This is a genomic window from Bacillus sp. FSL K6-3458, assembly GCF_038005045.1.
In the GTDB taxonomy this organism is placed as follows: Bacteria; Bacillota; Bacilli; order Bacillales; family Bacillaceae; genus Bacillus; species Bacillus altitudinis.
Map to the genome: position 1 here is coordinate 1,985,439 of NZ_JBBOSI010000001.1, position 19,669 is coordinate 2,005,107.

A 19,669-nucleotide genomic window follows, 5' to 3' on the forward strand; every position below is an offset into this window, starting at 1 on the left:
TTGGTTTAGAATGAAATATAAACGCTTACAATTCGTTTATATTAAAGGGGGACAGGCACGATGAGTTTTGCTTTAATCAAGATGTGGTTTGCGCTTGGTTCAATGGGGCTCATGTTTTTAGCCGTTGTAACCATTTATCTGAGTAGGTTTAAGCTGAAGAGCCGATTTCTGAAAATAACAGCCTCAACTGTCGCGTACAGCTTAATGCTCATATCAGGTATCATTGTGTTTTTAGTTGTAGTTAGCGGGCCGGTCAATGAATAAAGAAAAAGGAAGAATGTGATGATCAAAGCAAAAATCAGTGTCATGCTGTTAACACTTATTTTACTTACGGGGTGCCTCTATCCAGAGAATCGCAAAGCTGAAAACCGCGTGCCATATAAAGAGCAGCTGCAAAGTGTGCAGACAGCGATTGAAGATTTTCAAAAAGCGACAAATGGCCTTTTACCGATTGAAACAAAAGAAGGCGACACACCTATTTATCAGAAGTATGTCATTGACTTTAAGCGTCTGTCACCAAGATATTTACACGATGTACCGTCGACATCTTTTGAAGGCGGGGGCGAATATATCTATGTCCTCACAGACGTCGAACAAAACCCAACGGTGAAACTGCTTGATGTCAAAATGACACAAACGATCAGTGAATTACGTCTAAGGATCAAAATATATCAAGATGAACATACATATCCGCCATATGGCAAAGTAGTATCCAAAGATTTATATACGTTAAATGAAAAAAAACTAGGGTTAAAAGCACCGCCTACAGTGACGAGCCCTGTCACGGGTGAATCACTTCCATTACTGATTTCCTCAAATGGCGAAATCTATGTTGACTATCGCAGTGATTTTGCCCAGATTTTGAAAAATACGAAACAAAAGCTGAAACCAGGTGAAAATATTCAAGATGTCTATTGGCAGGAAACCCCGTTTGTACCAGCGTTTTCTGTTCCATATACGATCAACAAAAAAGGTGAGCCGGCTTTTTTAGAAAAAAAGACGTCATAAACAAGAATGAACCTTTCTCCTCTGCATATAAATGAGGAGAAAGGTTTTTTTATGGCTAAACATACTCTCAAAACAAAAAAGGTGTCATATTCAAATAGGACAACGTCATACACATATATTGTCCTGACACCTTTCAAGCACCGTTTGATTGAAGTATAGAGTATTTTATTTGAAAACGAGGATAGCAAGTCCGGGAGGGGATCACTTGGAAAAAGTCGATATTTTCAAGGATATCGCTGAACGAACAGGAGGCGATATATATTTAGGAGTCGTTGGAGCTGTTCGTACAGGGAAATCTACGTTTATTAAAAAGTTTATGGAGCTCGTGGTGCTCCCGAATATCAATAATGAGGCAGACCGTGCAAGAGCACAGGATGAATTGCCGCAAAGCGCAGCAGGAAAAACCATTATGACCACAGAGCCAAAATTTGTGCCAAATCAAGCGGCATCCATTCACGTGAGTGACGGCCTGGATGTCAACATTAGGCTTGTCGATTGTGTAGGCTACACCGTGCCTGGTGCACGCGGATATGAAGATGAAAATGGTCCGAGAATGATTAATACGCCGTGGTATGAAGAGCCAATCCCGTTTCATGAAGCAGCGGAAATTGGTACACGCAAGGTCATTCAAGAGCATTCAACCATTGGTGTTGTGATTACAACAGATGGATCTATTGGGGAAATCCCAAGACATGACTATATTGAATCAGAAGAACGTGTCATTGACGAACTCAAAGAAGTTGGAAAGCCGTTTATTATGGTGATCAACTCTGTGAGACCTTATCACCCTGAAACAGAAGCACTGCGGCAGGAACTTAGTCAAAAATATGATATTCCTGTACTCGCGATGAGTGTCGAAAGTATGAGAGAACAAGACGTCCTCAGTGTACTTCGTGAAGCATTATATGAATTCCCAGTGCTTGAGGTGAATGTGAACCTGCCAAGCTGGGTCATGGTACTAAAAGAAGATCATTGGCTAAGAGAGAGTTATCAGGATTCAGTGAAAGAAACCGTCAAGGATATTAAGAGATTAAGAGATGTTGACCGAGTGGTAGGTCAGTTCAGTGAATTCGATTTTATCGAAAGAGCGGGCTTAGCGGGCATTGAAATGGGTCAGGGGATCGCAGAAATTGATCTGTATGCGCCGGATGATCTATATGATCATATCCTAAAAGAAGTGGTTGGTGTGGAAATTAGGGGCAAAGATCACCTTCTTGAGCTCATGCAAGATTTTGCACATGCGAAAACGGAGTATGATCAAGTGTCTGACGCTTTAAAAATGGTGAAGCAGACTGGTTATGGAATTGCGGCACCAGCTTTGTCGGATATGAGTTTAGATGAGCCGGAAATCATTAGGCAAGGATCAAGATTCGGCGTCAGATTAAAAGCAGTCGCGCCATCTATTCATATGATTAAGGTAGATGTAGAAAGTGAGTTTGCGCCGATTATCGGAACAGAAAAACAAAGTGAAGAGCTCGTCCGATACTTAATGCAAGACTTTGAGGATGATCCGCTTTCTATCTGGAATTCCGATATATTTGGACGCTCACTCAGCTCGCTTGTCAGAGAAGGCATTCAAGCAAAACTCTCGCTGATGCCGGAAAATGCAAGGTATAAACTAAAGGAAACGCTTGAACGAATTATTAACGAAGGATCAGGCGGTCTGATCGCGATTATTCTATAGGATGTGAGACCTCTCATTGATGGGGGTCTTTTTTTGCGTGCGGGTGAAGTCATAAAAAGACAATTGTATAAAGATTAGTCAGATTCAGGCTGAAATTAGGAATATTCGTTCGCAAAAGTGCCCTTAATCCTTGACGAATAAGGATTCTTCCCTTTAAAATGCTTGATATGGTATTTCATATGTGTTAATCTACTTACAGAAAATCTTCACTTTGTTGGACAAACATTCCTTCAAAGAGAAGTTTTCTAATGAAAAGCCATGTATGACGCTTTCTAGACGCTCTTTTTTTCAAAAAAAGTGTATAGAAAGAAGATGAATTGTGAAGAAATGATAACAATCTATTGAATGCATATTTTTGGGAGGAGGTGAAAGGCATGAACAAGACAGAACTTATTAACGCGGTTGCTGAAGCAAGCGAGTTATCTAAAAAAGACGCGACAAAAGCAGTTGATTCTGTTTTTGATACAATTTTAGATGCACTTAAAAATGGTGACAAAATCCAACTTATTGGTTTTGGTAACTTTGAAGTACGTGAGCGTTCAGCTCGTAAAGGACGTAACCCACAAACTGGTGCAGAGATCGAAATCCCTGCAAGCAAAGTACCTGCTTTCAAACCAGGTAAAGCACTTAAAGACGCGGTGGCAGGTAAATAATCGTTATGTGTAATGATCCTATTGAAGGAGTTATACATATACAGTTTCACACTGGTCTAGAAAAGCCCCTTTGATAAGGGGCTTTTCCTTTTGAATCAAATGGTTTGTTTAGAACGCTCTCCTTTGCTTTTAGGATCTGAAGTGTGCTAGAATCTGAATGAAATGTAATCGCCTTTGGAGGATATAATACATGAGTGAAATAAATAAAGAATTAATCGAACACGCGGTACGCGATATATTAAAAGCAATCGGAGAAGATCCAGATCGTGAGGGACTTCTTGATACCCCAAAACGAGTAGCAAAAATGTATGAAGAAGTGTTCTCGGGATTAAATGAAGATCCAAAAGAACATTTTAAAACCATTTTTGGTGAAGATCATGAAGAACTTGTTCTTGTGAAAGATATTGCTTTTCATTCAATGTGTGAACACCATCTTGTGCCATTCTATGGCAAAGCCCATGTCGCTTATATTCCGCGCGGCGGAAAAGTAACGGGACTCAGCAAGCTGGCGAGAGCAGTAGAAGCCGTGGCAAAGCGCCCGCAGCTTCAGGAGCGCATTACATCAACGATTGCAGATAGTATGGTGGAAACTTTAAATCCACATGGTGTGATGATTGTCGTTGAAGCAGAGCATATGTGTATGACGATGCGCGGAGTGAAGAAACCCGGCGCTAAAACCGTCACTTCAGCCGTACGCGGTACATTTGCAAATGATGCGGCAGCAAGAGCAGAAGTGCTTTCATTTATTAAAAACGACTAATCCATAGATGGAAGGTGAACAGATTGAGTGAAAATAAAGCATCTGATTTTGTGGTGATTAAAGCCATTGATAATGGTGTCAATGTGATCGGCTTAACTAGAGGTTCCGATACAAGATTTCACCATTCCGAAAAGCTCGATAAAGGTGAAGTCATTATCGCACAATTTACTGAGCACACATCAGCCATCAAAGTGCGAGGCGATGCTGTCATTCAAACAAGCTTCGGTGAAATTCAAAGCGAAGCAAAGAAATAACGCACGACCATGCACTTGATAGCATGAAAGTCAGGCCTGATATGGTATAATAAATCTCTATACAATGTAGAGAGCTACATATGAAACTGTAATTTTTGGGACAAGGGTGATATCTTTGCAAGACATCTACGGAATTTTATCTAATCTGAATATAAAATTAAACAAAAAGCTTTCTCATCCTTATTTGGCGAAGCATTTGCGTGCGCCGCTCATCGATGAAGATAAGCTCCTTCTTTTTCATGCAATGTTTGATGAAGCTCAAATCGATGCTGAGAAAAAAGAAAATTATATTTTAACGGCGATGCTTGTGCAAATTGCCCTTGATACCCATGACGAAGTCACAACTGCTGCAGCCATCAAACAAGACGAGTTCAAAAATCGTCAGTTGACCATCCTAGCAGGAGACTATTTCAGCGGTCTCTATTACTCTCTTCTCTCTGACATGAAAGATATTTACATGATCCGTACTCTCGCCACGGCGATCAAAGAGATTAATGAACATAAAATTAGACTATATGATCGATCCATTCAAGATGCAGCCCACTTTTATAAAAGTGTTGCTACAGTAGAATCTGCGCTATTCCAAAGAATTTCTGAGCACTTTCAATTGACGCATTGGAATGAAATTGCAAGTCGCTTCCTTGTTTATAAACGTTTTATGAAACAAGCAGAAGACGACAAACATTTAAAACTTTTTTTGAACGATAGCTATACGGACGCCTATACATGTTTTGACAACTTTGAAAGTGAAGGCTATAAAAAGGCCAAACGATCAATCAAGGAGCATCTAGTTTCATCTCCGATCGTTCAAAAAGAGCTATTAAATCGCTTGGATCATATGAAAAATGAACCTGCGTACCATCAGAAAGTGGAAGAAGGGTAAGTCATGCAGCAATCAAAAGAACAGCGAGTACACGGTGTATTTGAAAAAATTTATAAAAACTATGACCAAATGAACTCTGTCATTAGCTTTAAACAGCATAAAAAATGGCGCGATAAAACAATGAAGCTCATGAATGTTCAAAAAGGAGCCAAAGCGCTAGATGTATGTTGCGGAACTGCCGATTGGACGATTGCACTTGCAGACGCTGTTGGAGAAACAGGCGAGGTCAAAGGCCTTGACTTCAGTAAAAATATGCTGAGTGTTGGCGAAACGAAGGTGAAAACAGGCGGCTACAATCAAATTGAGCTGCTCCACGGCAATGCAATGGAGCTTCCTTTTGAGGACAACTCATTTGATTATGTCACAATCGGTTTTGGCCTTCGAAATGTCCCTGATTACTTAACAGTGCTAAAGGAAATGACACGAGTGGTAAAACCCGGTGGAATGGTTGTCTGCCTTGAAACATCACAGCCTGAGATGATTGGGTTTAAACAAGGATATTATGTCTATTTCAAATACATCATGCCGCTCTTTGGCAAGCTGTTTGCCAAAAGCTATCAGGAGTATTCATGGCTTCAAGAATCAGCCAAAACGTTCCCTGGCATGAAAGAACTGGCGTCTCTTTTTGAAGAGGCCGGTCTGTCTGATGTCTCGTATCATCCATTTACAGGCGGTGTAGCAGCAACACATATCGGAAAGAAGCTTTGAATAAACGATATTTGGGTGAAAATAATGAAACTAAAAGCAATGATTTCTTTTCTAAATCATGATATCGATATAATTGAAAAAGAGCTTGAACAAACCGTTCGCTCTGATTATGCATTATTAAGTGAAGCCGGTCTTCATTTGCTGCAAGCGGGCGGAAAACGAATCCGCCCCGTTTTTGTTCTCCTTTCAGGCATGTTTGGTGACTATGATATTAATAAAATTAAATATGTAGCCGTAGCGCTTGAATTAATTCATATGGCATCACTTGTCCATGACGATGTCATTGATGATGCAGAACTGAGAAGAGGAAAACCGACGATTAAAGCAAAATGGGACAACAGAATTGCGATGTACACGGGGGATTACTTATTTGCAAGGTCACTCGAGTACATGACGAAAATCAATCACCTAATGGCACATGAAATTTTGTCAAAAATGGTCGTCGAGCTCTGTCTTGGGGAAATAGAACAAGTCAAAGATAAATACAACATGGACCAAAACCTTCGTACATATTTAAGAAGAATTAAACGAAAAACAGCCTTGCTTATTGCAGGCAGCTGCCAATTAGGTGCGATTGCAGCTGGAACAGATGAAAAAACACATAAAGCCCTTTACTGGTTTGGGTACTATGTTGGTATGTCGTACCAGATCATTGATGATGTCCTTGATTTTACATCAACTGAAGAAGAATTAGGCAAACCTGTTGGCGGGGACCTTTTACAAGGAAATGTCACTCTTCCCGTTTTATACGCGCTTCAGAACCCGACGTTAGAAGGTCAGTTGAAGCTGATCAATAGTGAAACGACGGAAAAGCAGCTGAAACCTGTGATTGAACATCTCAAACAAACAGATGCGATCGACCGTTCCATTCGAGTGAGTGAAATGTATTTGAAAAAAGCATTTGAACAGCTCGATCAACTTCCGCGCGGGCGGGCTAAATCTTCATTAGCGTCGATTGCAAAATATATAGGTAAACGAAAATTCTGATCAACGTTTCGTTGATTGGTTTTTTTGTGAAATTTTTTGTCAAAAATTGATTATTATAAAAAAAAATGATACGATCACTTTGTAACAATGTAAGCCTATACATACATAATGACGGGGTGGAAAACGTATATGGACAAAACATTTCTTATGGTCAAGCCTGATGGTGTGGAAAGACAATTAATCGGTGAAATTGTGTCAAGATTCGAAAAAAAGGGGCTTCAGCTTGTTGGAGCAAAGCTCATGAGCATTCCAAAAGAAGTAGCAGAAACACATTACGGAGAGCATAAAGAAAAACCATTTTTCGGTGAATTGGTTGACTTTATTACGTCAGGACCTGTATTTGCGATGGTATGGCAAGGTGAACAAGTCGTTGACGTAACAAGGCAGATAATTGGAAAGACAAATCCGAAGGAAGCGCTTCCAGGAACAATAAGAGGCGACTATGGATTAACTGTTGGCAAAAACATTATCCATGGCTCAGACTCACCAGAAAGTGCCGAAAGAGAAATCAACCTTTTCTTTAAACAAGAAGAACTGACAAACTGGGATCAAACGATCTCAAGCTGGATTTATTAATGTTCAAGCCAAAGTGTTCATCAAATGATCACTTTGGCTTTTTTATATTGAGATTTCTATCCGAATTTTCGCATGAGATGATACAAATTTATGATAAAAACAGCTATACTAGGACAAAGATAGATGAGACAGGAGAGGACATTGATGGATCAGTATCAAGTATTTGTTGGAAAATGGAAAAAACTAACTGGGGTAGATCTGAATTTATATAAAGAAGCGCAAATGAAACGAAGATTAACATCTCTTTATGATAAAAAAGGATATAAAGATTTTGAGGCATTTGCGTCTGCTCTTGAAAAGGACAAAGCGCTATTAGATGAAACGATGGATCGAATGACGATCAATGTGTCAGAATTTTACCGAAACTATCAGCGCTGGGAAGTACTTGATCAAAAAATCCTGCCGCTGCTTTCAAAAAACAGCGGCACCCTAAAAATATGGAGTGCAGCTTGCTCTACTGGAGAAGAACCGTATACACTCTCAATGTTGCTATCAAGCCATCCGCTTGTGAAGGACTTCCAAATTATTGCAACGGATATAGATGATAAAGTCCTGCAATCTGCGCAAAAAGGAATATATCATGAACGATCTTTGCAAGAGGTGCCAGATCAAATCAAGCAAAAATATTTCACCAAAGAAGATTCTTCATTTTACACGGTGAAGGATGAGATTCGAAAGCACATTCAATTTAAGAAACACAACCTTTTAGCAGATCCATATGAAAAACAGCTGGATCTCATCGTGTGCAGAAATGTCCTCATCTACTTTACAGAAGAGGCGAAAGAAGAAATTTACTTAAAAATGAGCAGCAGTTTAAAGCAAAACGGCGTATTATTTGTTGGTTCTACAGAACAAATTTTTCACCCAGAAAAGTTTGGATTAACCTCTGCTGATACTTTCTTTTATCAAAAGAAGGGGTAGTAGCTGACTTTTTAGTAGGAAGTGTGTTATCATAGTTTTACTTAAAAGCGTTAATGCGATGAAGGGAGAATAAGTCATGAGGTACTTAACAGCAGGTGAATCACATGGTCCACAACTGACCACAATTATTGAAGGAGTTCCAGCGGGACTTTACATAGAGCAGGATGACATCAATTATGAACTGGCTAGAAGACAAAAAGGTCATGGCCGCGGAAGAAGAATGCAGATTGAAAAAGACCAAGCGAAAGTGTTAAGTGGTGTCCGCCACGGGAAAACATTAGGTTCTCCTATTGCACTTGTTGTTGAAAATAATGATTGGAAGCACTGGACAAAGGTCATGGGTGCAGAGCCGATTACTGAAGAAGAAGAGAGTGAAATGAAGCGTCAAATCTCTCGTCCAAGACCAGGGCATGCGGATTTAAATGGTGCGATTAAATATGGTCACCGTGATATGAGAAACGTATTAGAGCGCTCATCAGCACGCGAGACAACGGTTCGTGTAGCAGCAGGTGCAGTAGCGAAACAAATTTTGGCTCACCTTGGAATCAAAGTGGCTGGTCACGTCCTTGAAATTGGTGGAGTAAAAGCTTCCCATACCGCTTATGAATCTATTGAAGATTTGCAAAAAGTAACAGAAGAATCACCTGTTCGCTGCTATGACAGTGAAGCTGGTCAAAAAATGATGGATGCCATTGACGAAGCGAAGCAAAACGGCGATTCAATTGGTGGTATTGTCGAAGTCATCGTTGAAGGGATGCCAGTTGGGGTCGGCAGCTATGTGCACTATGACCGCAAACTGGATAGCAAGCTTGCAGGCGCAGTACTGAGTATCAACGCTTTTAAAGGAGTTGAATTCGGTATTGGCTTTGAGGCGGCTTCTAAAAATGGCAGTGAAGTTCATGATGAAATCATCTGGGATGAAGAAAAAGGCTATACGAGAAAAACAAATCGCTTAGGTGGTCTTGAAGGCGGAATGTCAACTGGCATGCCAATCGTCGTAAGAGGGGTTATGAAACCAATCCCAACCTTATACAAACCATTGCAAAGCGTGGATATTGAGACAAAAGAACCTTTCTCTGCAAGTATTGAGCGTTCTGACAGCTGTGCTGTTCCAGCCGCAAGTGTTGTCGCAGAAGCAGTCGTTGCATGGGAAATCGCCAATGCAGTGGTTGAGCAGTTTGGTCTTGATCAAATTGACCGCATTAAAGAAAATGTGGACAAAATGCGCCAGCTTCAGAGGGAGTTTTAATGAAAACACTGGAAGTGAAGACGTCTTCAGCCACTTATCCTGTATATATCGGTGATGGGATTAGACAAAATATCGTAGACTTGATTACTTCCACTGGGCGATCCTACACGAAGCTCTTCATCGTGACAGATTCAGCCGTCGATGCCCTTTATGGAGATGAAATGGTTCAATTACTTAAACAGAAATGGTCTGTACAAAAAGTAGTGGTGCCAAACGGAGAACAATCAAAATCTTTTGCGCAGTTTGAGCAGATTCATACGAAAGCTATCCAATTTCAACTCGACCGCTCCTCATGCATCATTGCATTAGGAGGCGGGGTGATTGGAGACTTGGCTGGCTTTGCTGCTGCCACTTATATGAGAGGCATTGATTTTATTCAAGTACCGACCACGCTGCTTGCACATGATAGTGCAGTCGGCGGAAAAACCGGAATCAATCATCCGCTCGGCAAAAATTTAATTGGTGCGTTTCATCAACCGGCTGCTGTCATTTATGATACAAGTATGCTAGAGACACTCTCACCAATAGAGCTGAGATCAGGCTTTGCAGAAGTGATAAAACATGCACTGATTTCAAGTGAAGTCTTTTTATCAGAACTGATGTCCATTCGTTCGTTGACAGAATTATCAAAGGATGAACTGGCACATATGCTTTATCAAGGGATTCAAGTGAAGGCATCCATTGTTCAAGAAGATGAAAAAGAACAAGGTGTGCGGGCATACTTGAATTTAGGTCATACACTAGGGCATGCCATTGAAGCGGAGTATGGATACGGTGCGATCACGCATGGAGATGCCATTGCAATTGGCATGCAGTTTGCTTTATATGTCAGTGAAAAAGAGCAAGGACTCAGCCTAGATCGTGAGAAACTTAAATTGTGGATGAAAGAACTAGGGTTCCCAGTACAAGTCACACAAACGATTTCAACCAAAACATTTGTCGATCGCATGATTGGTGATAAGAAGGCAAGAGGCGGGAGTGTTCAGTTTGTTTTGCTAAAACAAGTTGGAGACGTCACCCTGCAATCTTTCACAAAAGATGAGCTGTATCACTGGCTCGAAGAATGGAAACGGGAGGAGGGCTGTCTATGATGTTTCGCGGGATACGCGGGGCTACAACTGTGACAGAAGATACAGAAACAGAAGTGTTAACCAAAACGAAGCAGCTGCTAGAAGCGATCATTTCAAAAAATCAAGTAGATCCAGAGCGTGTCGTGCAGATCTTGATTTCAGCTACACAAGATATTCACTCTGTTTTTCCAGCAAAAGCACTCAGGCAGTTTGAAGGATGGACCTATGTGCCTGTCACTTGTATGCAAGAGCTTGACATTGATGGAGGTCTAAAGAAGTGTATTCGCGTTTTAATGACCGTTCAGACAGATGTCAAGCAGGAAGACATCCAGCACGTATACTTGGAAGAGGCTGTCACGCTTCGGCCTGATTTACAGTTGACAAAAAACAAGGAATTATAATACGATATGAACAGCCGAAGTTTACACACAGGTGTGAACGGCATTGCAAGCTTAGAGAAGATGAGAATGAGACTAGGGTAGTTGAGATGAGTAGAGTTGAGCAGAGATACGATACTTCTATTTAATCATACTGCCTAAAAGAGCGAAGCCTCTTTTAGGCTTATTTCGTATACTCAAACAAATCCTCAAGATGTCCCCTCATTCTCCTTAATTCCATTTAAGGAGTGTGCTTATGAAATCCCAATCAAGCCTTACCCAATTTTTAAGAGACAGTCAGTTTTACAAAACCATCCCGATTGTTGAAACCATTACAGTTGATACGCTCTCACCCATTCAAATTGTTGAGAAACTGAAACAGGATATTGTGTATTTGCTAGAAAGCAAAGACGAATCTTCTAGCTGGTCGAGATATTCCTTTATCGGATTACATCCTTTTTTAACATTACATGACGAGCAAGACCATTATATTGCTCGTGACGCTGCGGGAAAGTCAGTGATGCAAAAAGCGGAGCTGAAAGAGTTGCTTGACTGGATGAAAGAGCAATATCAAATCAAGACACCTGAAATTGATATCCCATTTACTGGCGGAGCCGTAGGGTACTTAAGTTACGACCTCATTCCCAACATTGAGCCGTCTGTCAAGCCGCATCCGAATGCATCAATAACAGATAATTGCACATTATTTGTTTGCCAAACAATGATCGCATTTGATCACGAAACAAACCAAGTTCATTTTATTCAGTACACGCAGCTGAACGGTCATGAAACAGAGGAAGAAAAAATTCTGGTTTATCGAGAAAATCAAAAGCAGCTTGAACTGATGATACAGCAGCTTCATACAAAAATTGATATGAAAGAACTGATTATCTCAGGGAATTTGAATGAACCCCCTTCGTTTGAACAGGTGACGTCTACCTATGAAAAAGCAAAATTTTTAAAGGATGTCGAAAAAATCAAGGAGTATATTCGAGCGGGTGATATCTTCCAGGGTGTACTTTCTCAGCGTTTTGACATTCCAGTGACAGTGAGCTCATTTGAATTATATCGTGTGCTTCGGATCGTCAATCCATCACCGTATATGTATTTTATGAAATTAAAAGATCGAGACTTAGTCGGAAGCTCGCCAGAACGATTAATCCATGCGAAAAACGGCCACTTAGAAATCCATCCAATTGCTGGTACAAGAAAACGAGGAATGACAAAAGAAGAAGATGATGCACTAGCAAGAGAGTTGCTCGATGATGAAAAAGAAAAAGCAGAACATTACATGCTGGTGGATCTGGCTCGAAATGATGTGGGACGTGTGGCAGAATACGGCAGTGTGTCTGTCCCAACTTTTACAAAAGTCGTGAATTTTTCGCACGTCATGCACATTATTTCTATTGTGACAGGGAAGCTGAAGCAGGATACACATCCAGTAGACGCACTTATGTCCGCTTTTCCAGCAGGCACATTGACAGGCGCCCCCAAAATTAGGGCGATGCAATTATTAAACGAAATGGAGCCTGAGCCAAGAGAGACGTATGGCGGCTGTATTGCCTATATTGGTTTCGACGGCAATATCGATTCCTGTATTACCATTCGCACAATGAGCGTCAAACATCAGACTGCTTCTATACAAGCAGGTGCCGGCATTGTCGCTGATTCCGTTCCAGAAAACGAATGGGAAGAGACGTGTAATAAGGCAGGAGCACTTCTAAAAGCCATTCAGCTTGCTGAACATATTTTCTCAGAAAAGGAGAGTGTGCCAAATGAATCAACGACTATCAGCTCTTGTTAATGGAGGAAAACTATCAGAAAAAGAAGCGAATGGCCTGATGCATGATATGATGAGCGGCTCGTTAACAGATACTGAAGTCGCTGCTAGTCTATCTATTTTAGCGCATCGAGGAGAAACCGCTGAAGAAATGACAGGCTTCGTGAAAGCCATGAGGCAGCATGCAGCACCAGTAGAAAGGTCACTTGATGTCGTTGATACGTGCGGGACAGGAGGCGACGGTTTATCAACATTTAATATATCAACAGCCGCTGCCATCGTTGCTTCGGCTGCTGGGGCGAAAATCGCCAAGCACGGAAATCGTTCCGTCTCCTCTAAAAGCGGGAGTGCTGACGTGCTAGAATGTCTTGGTATTCAAATTCAATCCACACCTGAAGAAACAAGACGGCAAATACAGCAGAAAAACATGGGCTTTTTATTTGCACCGCTCTATCATTCTTCTATGAAACAAGTAGCCACCGTACGCAAGCAGCTCGGATTTCGGACGGTATTTAACTTATTAGGACCGCTTTGCCACCCGATGCAGGCCAAAAAGCAAATCATCGGTGTGTATGCAAAGGAAAAGGCAAAGCTCATGGCGAAAGCTCTTGCTCCTTTAGAGCCAGAACATGTCCTGTTTGTTTGCGGAGATGATGGGCTGGATGAATTAACCATTACAGCAAATTCATACATCATTGAACTCAAAAAAGGTGTCATGACAGAATATACGTTAAACCCAGAAGACTTCGGACTTGAAAAAGGGCATTTATCAGACATTCAGGTTCAATCACCAGAAGAAAGTGCCAAATTGATTCAGAATATATTGAATTATCAAGCGGGTGGAGCACCGCTTCATATTACAGCGCTTAATGCTGGGGCCGCATTATATGTGGCAGGAAAAGCAGAGAGTCTGATGGCAGGCACAATGAAAGCATTAGAAACGATCAAAAACGGATCAGCTAAAGAACAATTAGCCCGTCTAAAACAAAAAACGAAAGAGGAAGAGATCTATGCTTAATCAAATTATCGCCCGTAAAAAAGAACATGTGCAAACCTTGCAATTACCTGAGGAAGGACATTATGAAAGACAATCATTTAAAGAAGCCCTTATGAATCCTCACCGGTCGATCGGACTGATTGCTGAGGTGAAAAAAGCGTCTCCTTCCAAAGGAATCATTCAGCCTCATTTTGATCCTTTACAGACAGCAAAAGCATACGAAGCATCAAATGCAGATTGTTTATCTGTCTTAACGGATGAACCGTTTTTCCAAGGGAAAAACGAATATTTGTCTCTTATTAAAGAACACATCACACGTCCTATTTTAAGAAAAGATTTCATTATTGACTCTATACAAGTAGAAGAATCGAAACGGATAGGGGCAGATGCCATTTTATTAATTGGAGAGGCGCTTGAGCCGCAAAAGCTGTATGAGCTCTATACAGAAGCGAAAGAAAAAGGACTGGATGTCCTCGTTGAAGTACATGCAGCACATACACTAGAAAAGATCTTACACCTATTCACTCCTGAGATTATCGGTGTGAACAACCGGAATCTCAATACGTTTACAACAACTGTTGAACAAACAAAAGAGATCGCGCCACTTGTTCCAAAAGACGTATTACTAGTAAGTGAAAGCGGGATAAAGACATTTGATGCTCTGACCTTTGTGAAACAGCACGGAGCAAATGCCGTTCTTGTTGGTGAATCTTTAATGAGGGAACAATCACAGGAGAAAGCCGTTCAGGCATTGTTCGGAGAATGAAGAAAAGTAAGCCTTACTTAAAATATTGCGGGGCTGTCTCACAAGAGGATGTTGCATGCATCTCGCAATCTCAAGCGGATGCCATCGGTTTTATTTTTGCGCCGAGTAAAAGACGAGTTGATCCAGATCAAGTGAAACACTGGCTGTCAAAAGTAAAATGCAAAAAAGAGATAGTGGGGGTATTTGTGAATGAAAAAACACCAAAAGTGTGCGAGATCACAAACAACCTCCCCTTAGATATTGTGCAGCTCCATGGCGATGAGACGCCAGAAGATGCAAGCGACATCAAACAACAAACGAAGGCGCTCGTTTGGAAAGTGTTCCATCACGAGCCCGATGTAAACAACACACTTGAACATATGACGGCATTTGCTCCAAGTGTCGACGGCTTTCTCATTGATGCGAAAGTAAAAGGAATGAGAGGCGGTTCTGGAACAGCTTTTGCATGGGAGGCGGTGCCTTCATATGTTCAGCATGCAAAACAACTGGGGAAAACTTGCGCCATTGCTGGCGGGATCACGCCAGACACCATAATAGATCTGCTTGCTTTTGGTCCAGACGCCATAGACCTTTCAAGCGGTATAGAAGAAAACGGAAAGAAAAGCAGTACAAAGATGAAAGTGCTCGAAGAAAGGATGTTGAACCATGTACGCATATCCAAATGAGATTGGCAGATATGGAGAATTTGGAGGGAAATTCGTTCCTGAAACGCTCATGCAGCCACTAGAAGAGATCGAACAAGCTTTTCGTGAATTAAAAGAAGACCCTGCTTTTCAAAAGGAATATATATCGCTTTTGAAAAACTATTCAGGCAGACCAACTGCACTCACATACGCTGATCAATTATCGGCATATCTCGGTGGTGCTAAAATCTATTTAAAAAGAGAAGATTTAAACCATACAGGCGCTCATAAAATTAACAATGCGCTTGGGCAGGCACTGCTAGCGAAAAAAATGGGGAAATCAAATATCATCGCCGAAACAGGAGCAGGTCAGCACGGTGTAGCTGCTGCAACAGTGGCCGCAAAATTCGGTTTATCCTGCACTGTATTTATGGGAAAAGAAGATGTGGAAAGACAATCACTGAATGTGTTCCGAATGAAACTGCTCGGCGCTGAAGTCATACCTGTCACAAGTGGGAACGGAACATTAAAGGATGCAACCAATGAAGCCATCCGCTATTGGGTCCAGCATTGCAGTGACCACTTTTATATGATCGGCTCAGTCGTTGGACCTCATCCGTATCCTCAAATCGTCAGTGAATTTCAGCGGATGATCGGAGATGAGGCAAAAGCGCAGATACTTGAAAAGGAAGGGCAGCTTCCTCATAAAGTCGTTGCCTGTGTTGGTGGCGGGAGCAATGCGATAGGGATGTACCGGGCGTTCTTAGATGAAGAGGTCGATATCATTGGTGTAGAAGCTGCTGGGAAAGGAATCGACACTCCGCTTCATGCAGCGACCATCACGAAAGGGACAAAAGGTGTCATACATGGATCTTTGACATACTTGATCCAAGACGAATTTGGTCAAATTATTGAGCCTTATTCGATTTCAGCTGGATTAGACTATCCGGGGATCGGACCAGAGCATGCGTATTTGCATGCGAGCGGCCGGGTTCAATATGTGAGTGCGACAGATCAAGAAGCACTAGATGCGTTAAAGCTGCTCACAGAAAAAGAAGGAATCCTGCCAGCGATCGAATCTGCACATGCTTTAGCAAAAGCGTTTGAAATGAGCCAGAACATGAGTGAAGACGACATTGTTCTTGTCTGCTTGTCAGGCAGAGGAGATAAGGACGTGCATACATTAATGAATGTGCTTGAAAGTGAGGGTGAAACAAAATGATCACATTTCAATTAGAGCAAGGTCAGAAATTATTTATTCCATTTATTACAGCGGGTGATCCATCAGAAGAGATCACCATTGATTTAGCCCTCGCGCTTCAAGCAGCAGGGGCACATGCGATTGAACTAGGTGTTCCGTATTCCGATCCGTTAGCGGACGGCCCCGTCATTCAAAGAGCTTCTAAAAGAGCACTTCATCATGATATGAATATCGTAAAAGCGATAGAATTAGCAGGAAAGATGAAAAAAAACGGCATAAAAATTCCTGTAATTCTATTTACGTATTATAATCCTGTGTTACAATTAGACATAGAATACTTTTTCGCTTTACTGCGCAAAAATCATATTTCGGGACTCTTAACACCCGACTTGCCTTTTGAAGAGAGCAGCGAGCTGCAGAAGAACTGTCAAGCACACGACATTTCATATATATCACTCGTTGCACCAACAAGCAAGGAACGATTAGAAAAAATTGTAGAGCAGGCAGAAGGTTTTGTGTATTGTGTTTCATCTCTCGGCGTCACAGGCGTCAGACAATCTTTCGACGCATCGATTACAGATTTTATTCAACAAGTGAAACAGTTGAGTCAAATACCAGTTGCTGTAGGTTTTGGTATTTCAACAAGAGAACAAGTAGACTCAATGAATAAAATGAGTGATGGTGTCGTTGTCGGCAGTGCGCTTGTCAAAAAAATTGAAGAGCTTCAAGAACAATTAGTAGCAAGTGATACACGCCAAGAGGCTTTAAGAGAATTTGAAACATATGCAAAAACATTTAGTCCCCTCTATTCATTCAAATGAGGTGAAACATTTTGCAAATCAAAGATCAATTAAAACAGCTAAAACCGTATCAACCTGGGAAACCAATTGAAGAGGTCAAAAAAGAATATCAATTAGACAAAATTGTGAAATTGGCTTCAAATGAAAACCCTTTTGGATGTTCCACACATGCAAGAGAGGCCATACAAGCTGAACTTGAACATTTAGCGATTTATCCAGACGGATACAGCGCAAGTTTAAGAACGGAACTGGCTGAGTTTCTTCAAGTAAATGAAAAACAATTAATATTCGGGAATGGCTCAGATGAACTTGTGCAAATTATTGCTAGGGCATTCCTTGATCAACATACAAATACGGTGATCCCATCCCCGTCATTCCCGCAATACCGTCACAATGCAGTGATTGAGCATGCAGAGATTAGAGAAGTACCACTTCTAAATGGTGGAGCTCATGATCTAAAGGGAATGCTGGATGCGATGGATGACAACACAAAAGTCGTTTGGGTGTGTAACCCGAACAATCCGACAGGAAATCATTTGTCAGAGTCTGAGCTCGTATCGTTTTTAGATCAAGTGCCTGCTCACGTGCTTGTCGTTCTAGATGAAGCATATTTTGAATATGTTCGCGCGGAAGACTTTCCGAACAGTTTATCTCTATTAAAAGCCTATCAAAATGTCATTGTACTGCGCACGTTCTCTAAAGCATATGGACTTGCGGCACTTCGAGTAGGTTATGGGGTTGCCTCAGAGGAGTTGATTACCGCCATTGAACCTGCGAGAGAGCCCTTTAATACAAGTCGTATCGCTCAGGCAGCTGCACGTGCAGCCATTAAAGATCAAGACTTTATTCAATCGTGCAGACAAAAAAATGAAGCAGGTCTCAAACAATATCAAGATTTTGCAGACCGTTTTGGATTATTTATCTATCCATCTCAAACAAACTTTGTGCTGATTGATTTTAAAAGAGACGCAGATGAGCTGTTCAATGCACTTTTGAAAAAGGGCTATATCGTTCGATCTGGTCAAGCTCTCGGATTCCCAACCTCTTTACGTATTACTGTTGGAACAAAGGAGCAAAATGAAGAAATCCTAACTACACTTGCCGATTTATTACAAGGCATTCGTGCGTAGCATAACAATGAAGTCATATCCTGTTTATGGGATATGGCTTTCGTTGTAACTCATCCAATATACATATAAGCTATTGAAACAGCTTGTTTAATTTACGCGAAAAATCAGGTGATGAACATGAATGAAGCAAACGAAACCATATTAATCGCTGGGCTTGGTTTAATTGGTGGTTCTATTGCACTGTCGATTAAAAAAGAATTTCCACATAAAAAAATTGTAGGCTATGATGTCTCTAAAGAACAAATGATTGCTGCAACAAAACTAGGAATCATCGACGCGACTGCCGAGTCCTTGATGGAAGGCTTAAAAGCATCAGCAACGATTATTTTGGCAACGCCAGTACAACAAACCGTCAAAATGTTAAGTGATATTGCAGCATCTGGTATTGAAAGAGAGCTCACGATTACGGATGTAGGGAGCACAAAGCAAAAGGTCGTTCACTTTGCTGAAAAAACGTTGCCTGATCATTACCAATTTATTGGCGGGCATCCGATGGCAGGGTCTCATAAGTCAGGTGTCATTGCAGCAAAAGACTTTTTATTTGAAAATGCATTCTACATTTTAACGCCAGCAAAGGTAACAAGTCGTCAAGCTGTTGACCGCTTGAAGGATCTACTGAAGGGAACCAATGCTCATTTCATTGAAATGACACCCGAAGAACATGATGCTGTGACAAGTGTGATTAGTCACTTTCCACACATCGTCGCTGCCAGTCTTGTGCATCAAGCGCATCATTTTGAAGAAGAATTTCCTCTTGTAAAACGGTTTGCTGCTGGAGGCTTTCGAGATATTACCCGTATTGCATCAAGTAATCCTGCAATGTGGCGCGATATCCTTTTGCACAATAAAAACAAGATTTTAGACCGATTTCATGAATGGAAAAAAGAGATTGACCGCATTGAATCCTTTGTGCAACAAGAAGATGCTGAGGGGTTATTCTCTTATTTCCAAGAGGCCAAGGAATATCGCGACGGCCTGCCTCTGAGGAAAAAAGGAGCGATCCCTGCTTTTTATGATCTTTATGTCGATGTGCCGGATCATCCTGGTGTTATTTCGGAAATTACAGGATATCTAGCAAATGAAAACATCAGTATTACAAATATCCGTATTATTGAAACGCGAGAAGACATTAACGGGATTTTACGCATTAGTTTTCAAACAGATAATGATCGAAAGCGGGCAGAACTCTGTATAAAAAATAGAGCAAATTACGATACATTTTATGCTGATTGAGGTGAGGAA

The 19,669-nt window shown here is 41.2% G+C and carries 22 protein-coding genes; all 22 read left to right on the forward strand.

All coding sequences use genetic code 11. From position 1 onward, the window contains the following. Nucleotides 1–60: 60 nt before the first annotated feature. Nucleotides 61–264 carry a DUF2768 domain-containing protein gene (locus tag MHH23_RS10665; protein WP_024718503.1) on the forward strand — a complete coding sequence of 68 codons (204 nt, stop codon included), beginning with the start codon at nt 61–63 and terminating at the stop codon, nt 262–264. 18 nt (nt 265–282) lie between these two features. Next, nucleotides 283–1,008 carry a hypothetical protein gene (locus tag MHH23_RS10670; RefSeq protein ID WP_007500961.1) on the forward strand — a complete coding sequence of 242 codons (726 nt, stop codon included), beginning with the start codon at nt 283–285 and terminating at the stop codon, nt 1,006–1,008. Between the two features lie 205 nt (nt 1,009–1,213). Beyond that, entirely contained in the window at nt 1,214–2,692 is a 1,479-nt protein-coding gene (spoIVA, locus tag MHH23_RS10675; RefSeq protein ID WP_008344534.1) for a stage IV sporulation protein A, read from the forward strand. 374 nt (nt 2,693–3,066) lie between these two features. Further along, nucleotides 3,067–3,345, forward strand: coding sequence for a non-specific DNA-binding protein Hbs (gene hbs, locus MHH23_RS10680; RefSeq protein ID WP_003215863.1), 279 nt, complete (start codon nt 3,067–3,069; stop codon nt 3,343–3,345). A 190-nt stretch (nt 3,346–3,535) separates the two neighbouring features. Further along, a complete protein-coding gene (folE, locus tag MHH23_RS10685; protein ID WP_003215789.1) occupies nt 3,536–4,105 on the forward strand; it encodes a GTP cyclohydrolase I FolE in 570 nt (189 codons plus the stop codon). 23 nt (nt 4,106–4,128) lie between these two features. After that, on the forward strand, nt 4,129–4,359 hold the full coding sequence (mtrB, locus tag MHH23_RS10690) for a trp RNA-binding attenuation protein MtrB (protein WP_008344541.1): 231 nt from the start codon (nt 4,129–4,131) through the stop codon (nt 4,357–4,359). A 115-nt stretch (nt 4,360–4,474) separates the two neighbouring features. Further along, on the forward strand, nt 4,475–5,242 hold the full coding sequence (locus tag MHH23_RS10695) for a heptaprenyl diphosphate synthase component 1 (RefSeq protein ID WP_268431884.1): 768 nt from the start codon (nt 4,475–4,477) through the stop codon (nt 5,240–5,242). A 3-nt stretch (nt 5,243–5,245) separates the two neighbouring features. Beyond that, on the forward strand, nt 5,246–5,950 hold the full coding sequence (locus tag MHH23_RS10700) for a demethylmenaquinone methyltransferase (protein ID WP_007500957.1): 705 nt from the start codon (nt 5,246–5,248) through the stop codon (nt 5,948–5,950). Nucleotides 5,951–5,974: 24 nt separating this feature from the next. Then, nucleotides 5,975–6,937: a heptaprenyl diphosphate synthase component II gene (gene hepT, locus MHH23_RS10705; protein WP_340960141.1), complete on the forward strand. Its 963-nt coding sequence runs from the start codon at nt 5,975–5,977 to the stop codon at nt 6,935–6,937. 129 nt (nt 6,938–7,066) lie between these two features. Then, nucleotides 7,067–7,513, forward strand: a complete 447-nt coding sequence (gene ndk, locus MHH23_RS10710; RefSeq protein WP_003216015.1) for a nucleoside-diphosphate kinase — start codon at nt 7,067–7,069, stop codon at nt 7,511–7,513. Nucleotides 7,514–7,657: 144 nt separating this feature from the next. Beyond that, a complete protein-coding gene (locus MHH23_RS10715; RefSeq protein ID WP_282900957.1) occupies nt 7,658–8,434 on the forward strand; it encodes a CheR family methyltransferase in 777 nt (258 codons plus the stop codon). Between the two features lie 76 nt (nt 8,435–8,510). Then, nucleotides 8,511–9,683: a chorismate synthase gene (gene aroC / locus MHH23_RS10720; RefSeq protein WP_008344548.1), complete on the forward strand. Its 1,173-nt coding sequence runs from the start codon at nt 8,511–8,513 to the stop codon at nt 9,681–9,683. Then, nucleotides 9,683–10,774, forward strand: a complete 1,092-nt coding sequence (gene aroB, locus MHH23_RS10725) for a 3-dehydroquinate synthase (RefSeq protein WP_056704669.1) — start codon at nt 9,683–9,685, stop codon at nt 10,772–10,774. The genes aroC and aroB overlap by 1 nt, the downstream gene beginning before the upstream one ends. After that, nucleotides 10,771–11,154, forward strand: coding sequence for a chorismate mutase (aroH, locus tag MHH23_RS10730; RefSeq protein ID WP_008344549.1), 384 nt, complete (start codon nt 10,771–10,773; stop codon nt 11,152–11,154). Before aroB ends, aroH begins: the two co-directional genes overlap by 4 nt. A gap of 232 nt (nt 11,155–11,386) precedes the next feature. Next, nucleotides 11,387–12,934, forward strand: coding sequence for an anthranilate synthase component I (trpE, locus tag MHH23_RS10735; RefSeq protein WP_268431892.1), 1,548 nt, complete (start codon nt 11,387–11,389; stop codon nt 12,932–12,934). Continuing rightward, on the forward strand, nt 12,906–13,928 hold the full coding sequence (gene trpD, locus MHH23_RS10740; RefSeq protein WP_340936870.1) for an anthranilate phosphoribosyltransferase: 1,023 nt from the start codon (nt 12,906–12,908) through the stop codon (nt 13,926–13,928). The genes trpE and trpD overlap by 29 nt, the downstream gene beginning before the upstream one ends. Next, nucleotides 13,921–14,673 (forward strand): indole-3-glycerol phosphate synthase TrpC, encoded by a 753-nt coding sequence (gene trpC, locus MHH23_RS10745; protein ID WP_340936868.1) that lies wholly within the window; start codon nt 13,921–13,923, stop codon nt 14,671–14,673. The genes trpD and trpC overlap by 8 nt, the downstream gene beginning before the upstream one ends. Continuing rightward, on the forward strand, nt 14,670–15,338 hold the full coding sequence (locus MHH23_RS10750; protein ID WP_251185249.1) for a phosphoribosylanthranilate isomerase: 669 nt from the start codon (nt 14,670–14,672) through the stop codon (nt 15,336–15,338). Before trpC ends, MHH23_RS10750 begins: the two co-directional genes overlap by 4 nt. Beyond that, entirely contained in the window at nt 15,319–16,518 is a 1,200-nt protein-coding gene (gene trpB / locus MHH23_RS10755) for a tryptophan synthase subunit beta (protein WP_007500937.1), read from the forward strand. Before MHH23_RS10750 ends, trpB begins: the two co-directional genes overlap by 20 nt. Then, nucleotides 16,515–17,318, forward strand: coding sequence for a tryptophan synthase subunit alpha (gene trpA / locus MHH23_RS10760; RefSeq protein WP_340936865.1), 804 nt, complete (start codon nt 16,515–16,517; stop codon nt 17,316–17,318). The genes trpB and trpA overlap by 4 nt, the downstream gene beginning before the upstream one ends. 11 nt (nt 17,319–17,329) lie before the next feature. Further along, the gene (hisC, locus tag MHH23_RS10765; RefSeq protein ID WP_024718511.1) at nt 17,330–18,427 is read left to right on the forward strand and encodes a histidinol-phosphate transaminase; all 1,098 of its coding nucleotides are present in this window, start codon (nt 17,330–17,332) and stop codon (nt 18,425–18,427) included. Nucleotides 18,428–18,544: 117 nt separating this feature from the next. Continuing rightward, entirely contained in the window at nt 18,545–19,660 is a 1,116-nt protein-coding gene (locus MHH23_RS10770; protein ID WP_041507024.1) for a prephenate dehydrogenase, read from the forward strand. The last annotated feature ends 9 nt before the right edge of the window (nt 19,661–19,669 follow it).

Coding starts and splice junctions, on each gene's coding strand:
- trpD (WP_340936870.1), top strand. CDS start 12,906: ATGAATCAACGACTATCAGCTCTTGTTAATGGAGGAAAACTATCAGAA.
- hbs (WP_003215863.1), top strand. CDS start 3,067: ATGAACAAGACAGAACTTATTAACGCGGTTGCTGAAGCAAGCGAGTTA.
- MHH23_RS10750 (WP_251185249.1), top strand. CDS start 14,670: ATGAAGAAAAGTAAGCCTTACTTAAAATATTGCGGGGCTGTCTCACAA.
- trpE (WP_268431892.1), top strand. CDS start 11,387: ATGAAATCCCAATCAAGCCTTACCCAATTTTTAAGAGACAGTCAGTTT.
- aroH (WP_008344549.1), top strand. CDS start 10,771: ATGATGTTTCGCGGGATACGCGGGGCTACAACTGTGACAGAAGATACA.
- MHH23_RS10770 (WP_041507024.1), top strand. CDS start 18,545: ATGAATGAAGCAAACGAAACCATATTAATCGCTGGGCTTGGTTTAATT.
- aroB (WP_056704669.1), top strand. CDS start 9,683: ATGAAAACACTGGAAGTGAAGACGTCTTCAGCCACTTATCCTGTATAT.
- MHH23_RS10670 (WP_007500961.1), top strand. CDS start 283: ATGATCAAAGCAAAAATCAGTGTCATGCTGTTAACACTTATTTTACTT.
- MHH23_RS10715 (WP_282900957.1), top strand. CDS start 7,658: ATGGATCAGTATCAAGTATTTGTTGGAAAATGGAAAAAACTAACTGGG.
- ndk (WP_003216015.1), top strand. CDS start 7,067: ATGGACAAAACATTTCTTATGGTCAAGCCTGATGGTGTGGAAAGACAA.
- aroC (WP_008344548.1), top strand. CDS start 8,511: ATGAGGTACTTAACAGCAGGTGAATCACATGGTCCACAACTGACCACA.
- folE (WP_003215789.1), top strand. CDS start 3,536: ATGAGTGAAATAAATAAAGAATTAATCGAACACGCGGTACGCGATATA.
- hepT (WP_340960141.1), top strand. CDS start 5,975: ATGAAACTAAAAGCAATGATTTCTTTTCTAAATCATGATATCGATATA.
- MHH23_RS10665 (WP_024718503.1), top strand. CDS start 61: ATGAGTTTTGCTTTAATCAAGATGTGGTTTGCGCTTGGTTCAATGGGG.
- trpB (WP_007500937.1), top strand. CDS start 15,319: ATGTACGCATATCCAAATGAGATTGGCAGATATGGAGAATTTGGAGGG.
- trpA (WP_340936865.1), top strand. CDS start 16,515: ATGATCACATTTCAATTAGAGCAAGGTCAGAAATTATTTATTCCATTT.
- MHH23_RS10700 (WP_007500957.1), top strand. CDS start 5,246: ATGCAGCAATCAAAAGAACAGCGAGTACACGGTGTATTTGAAAAAATT.
- trpC (WP_340936868.1), top strand. CDS start 13,921: ATGCTTAATCAAATTATCGCCCGTAAAAAAGAACATGTGCAAACCTTG.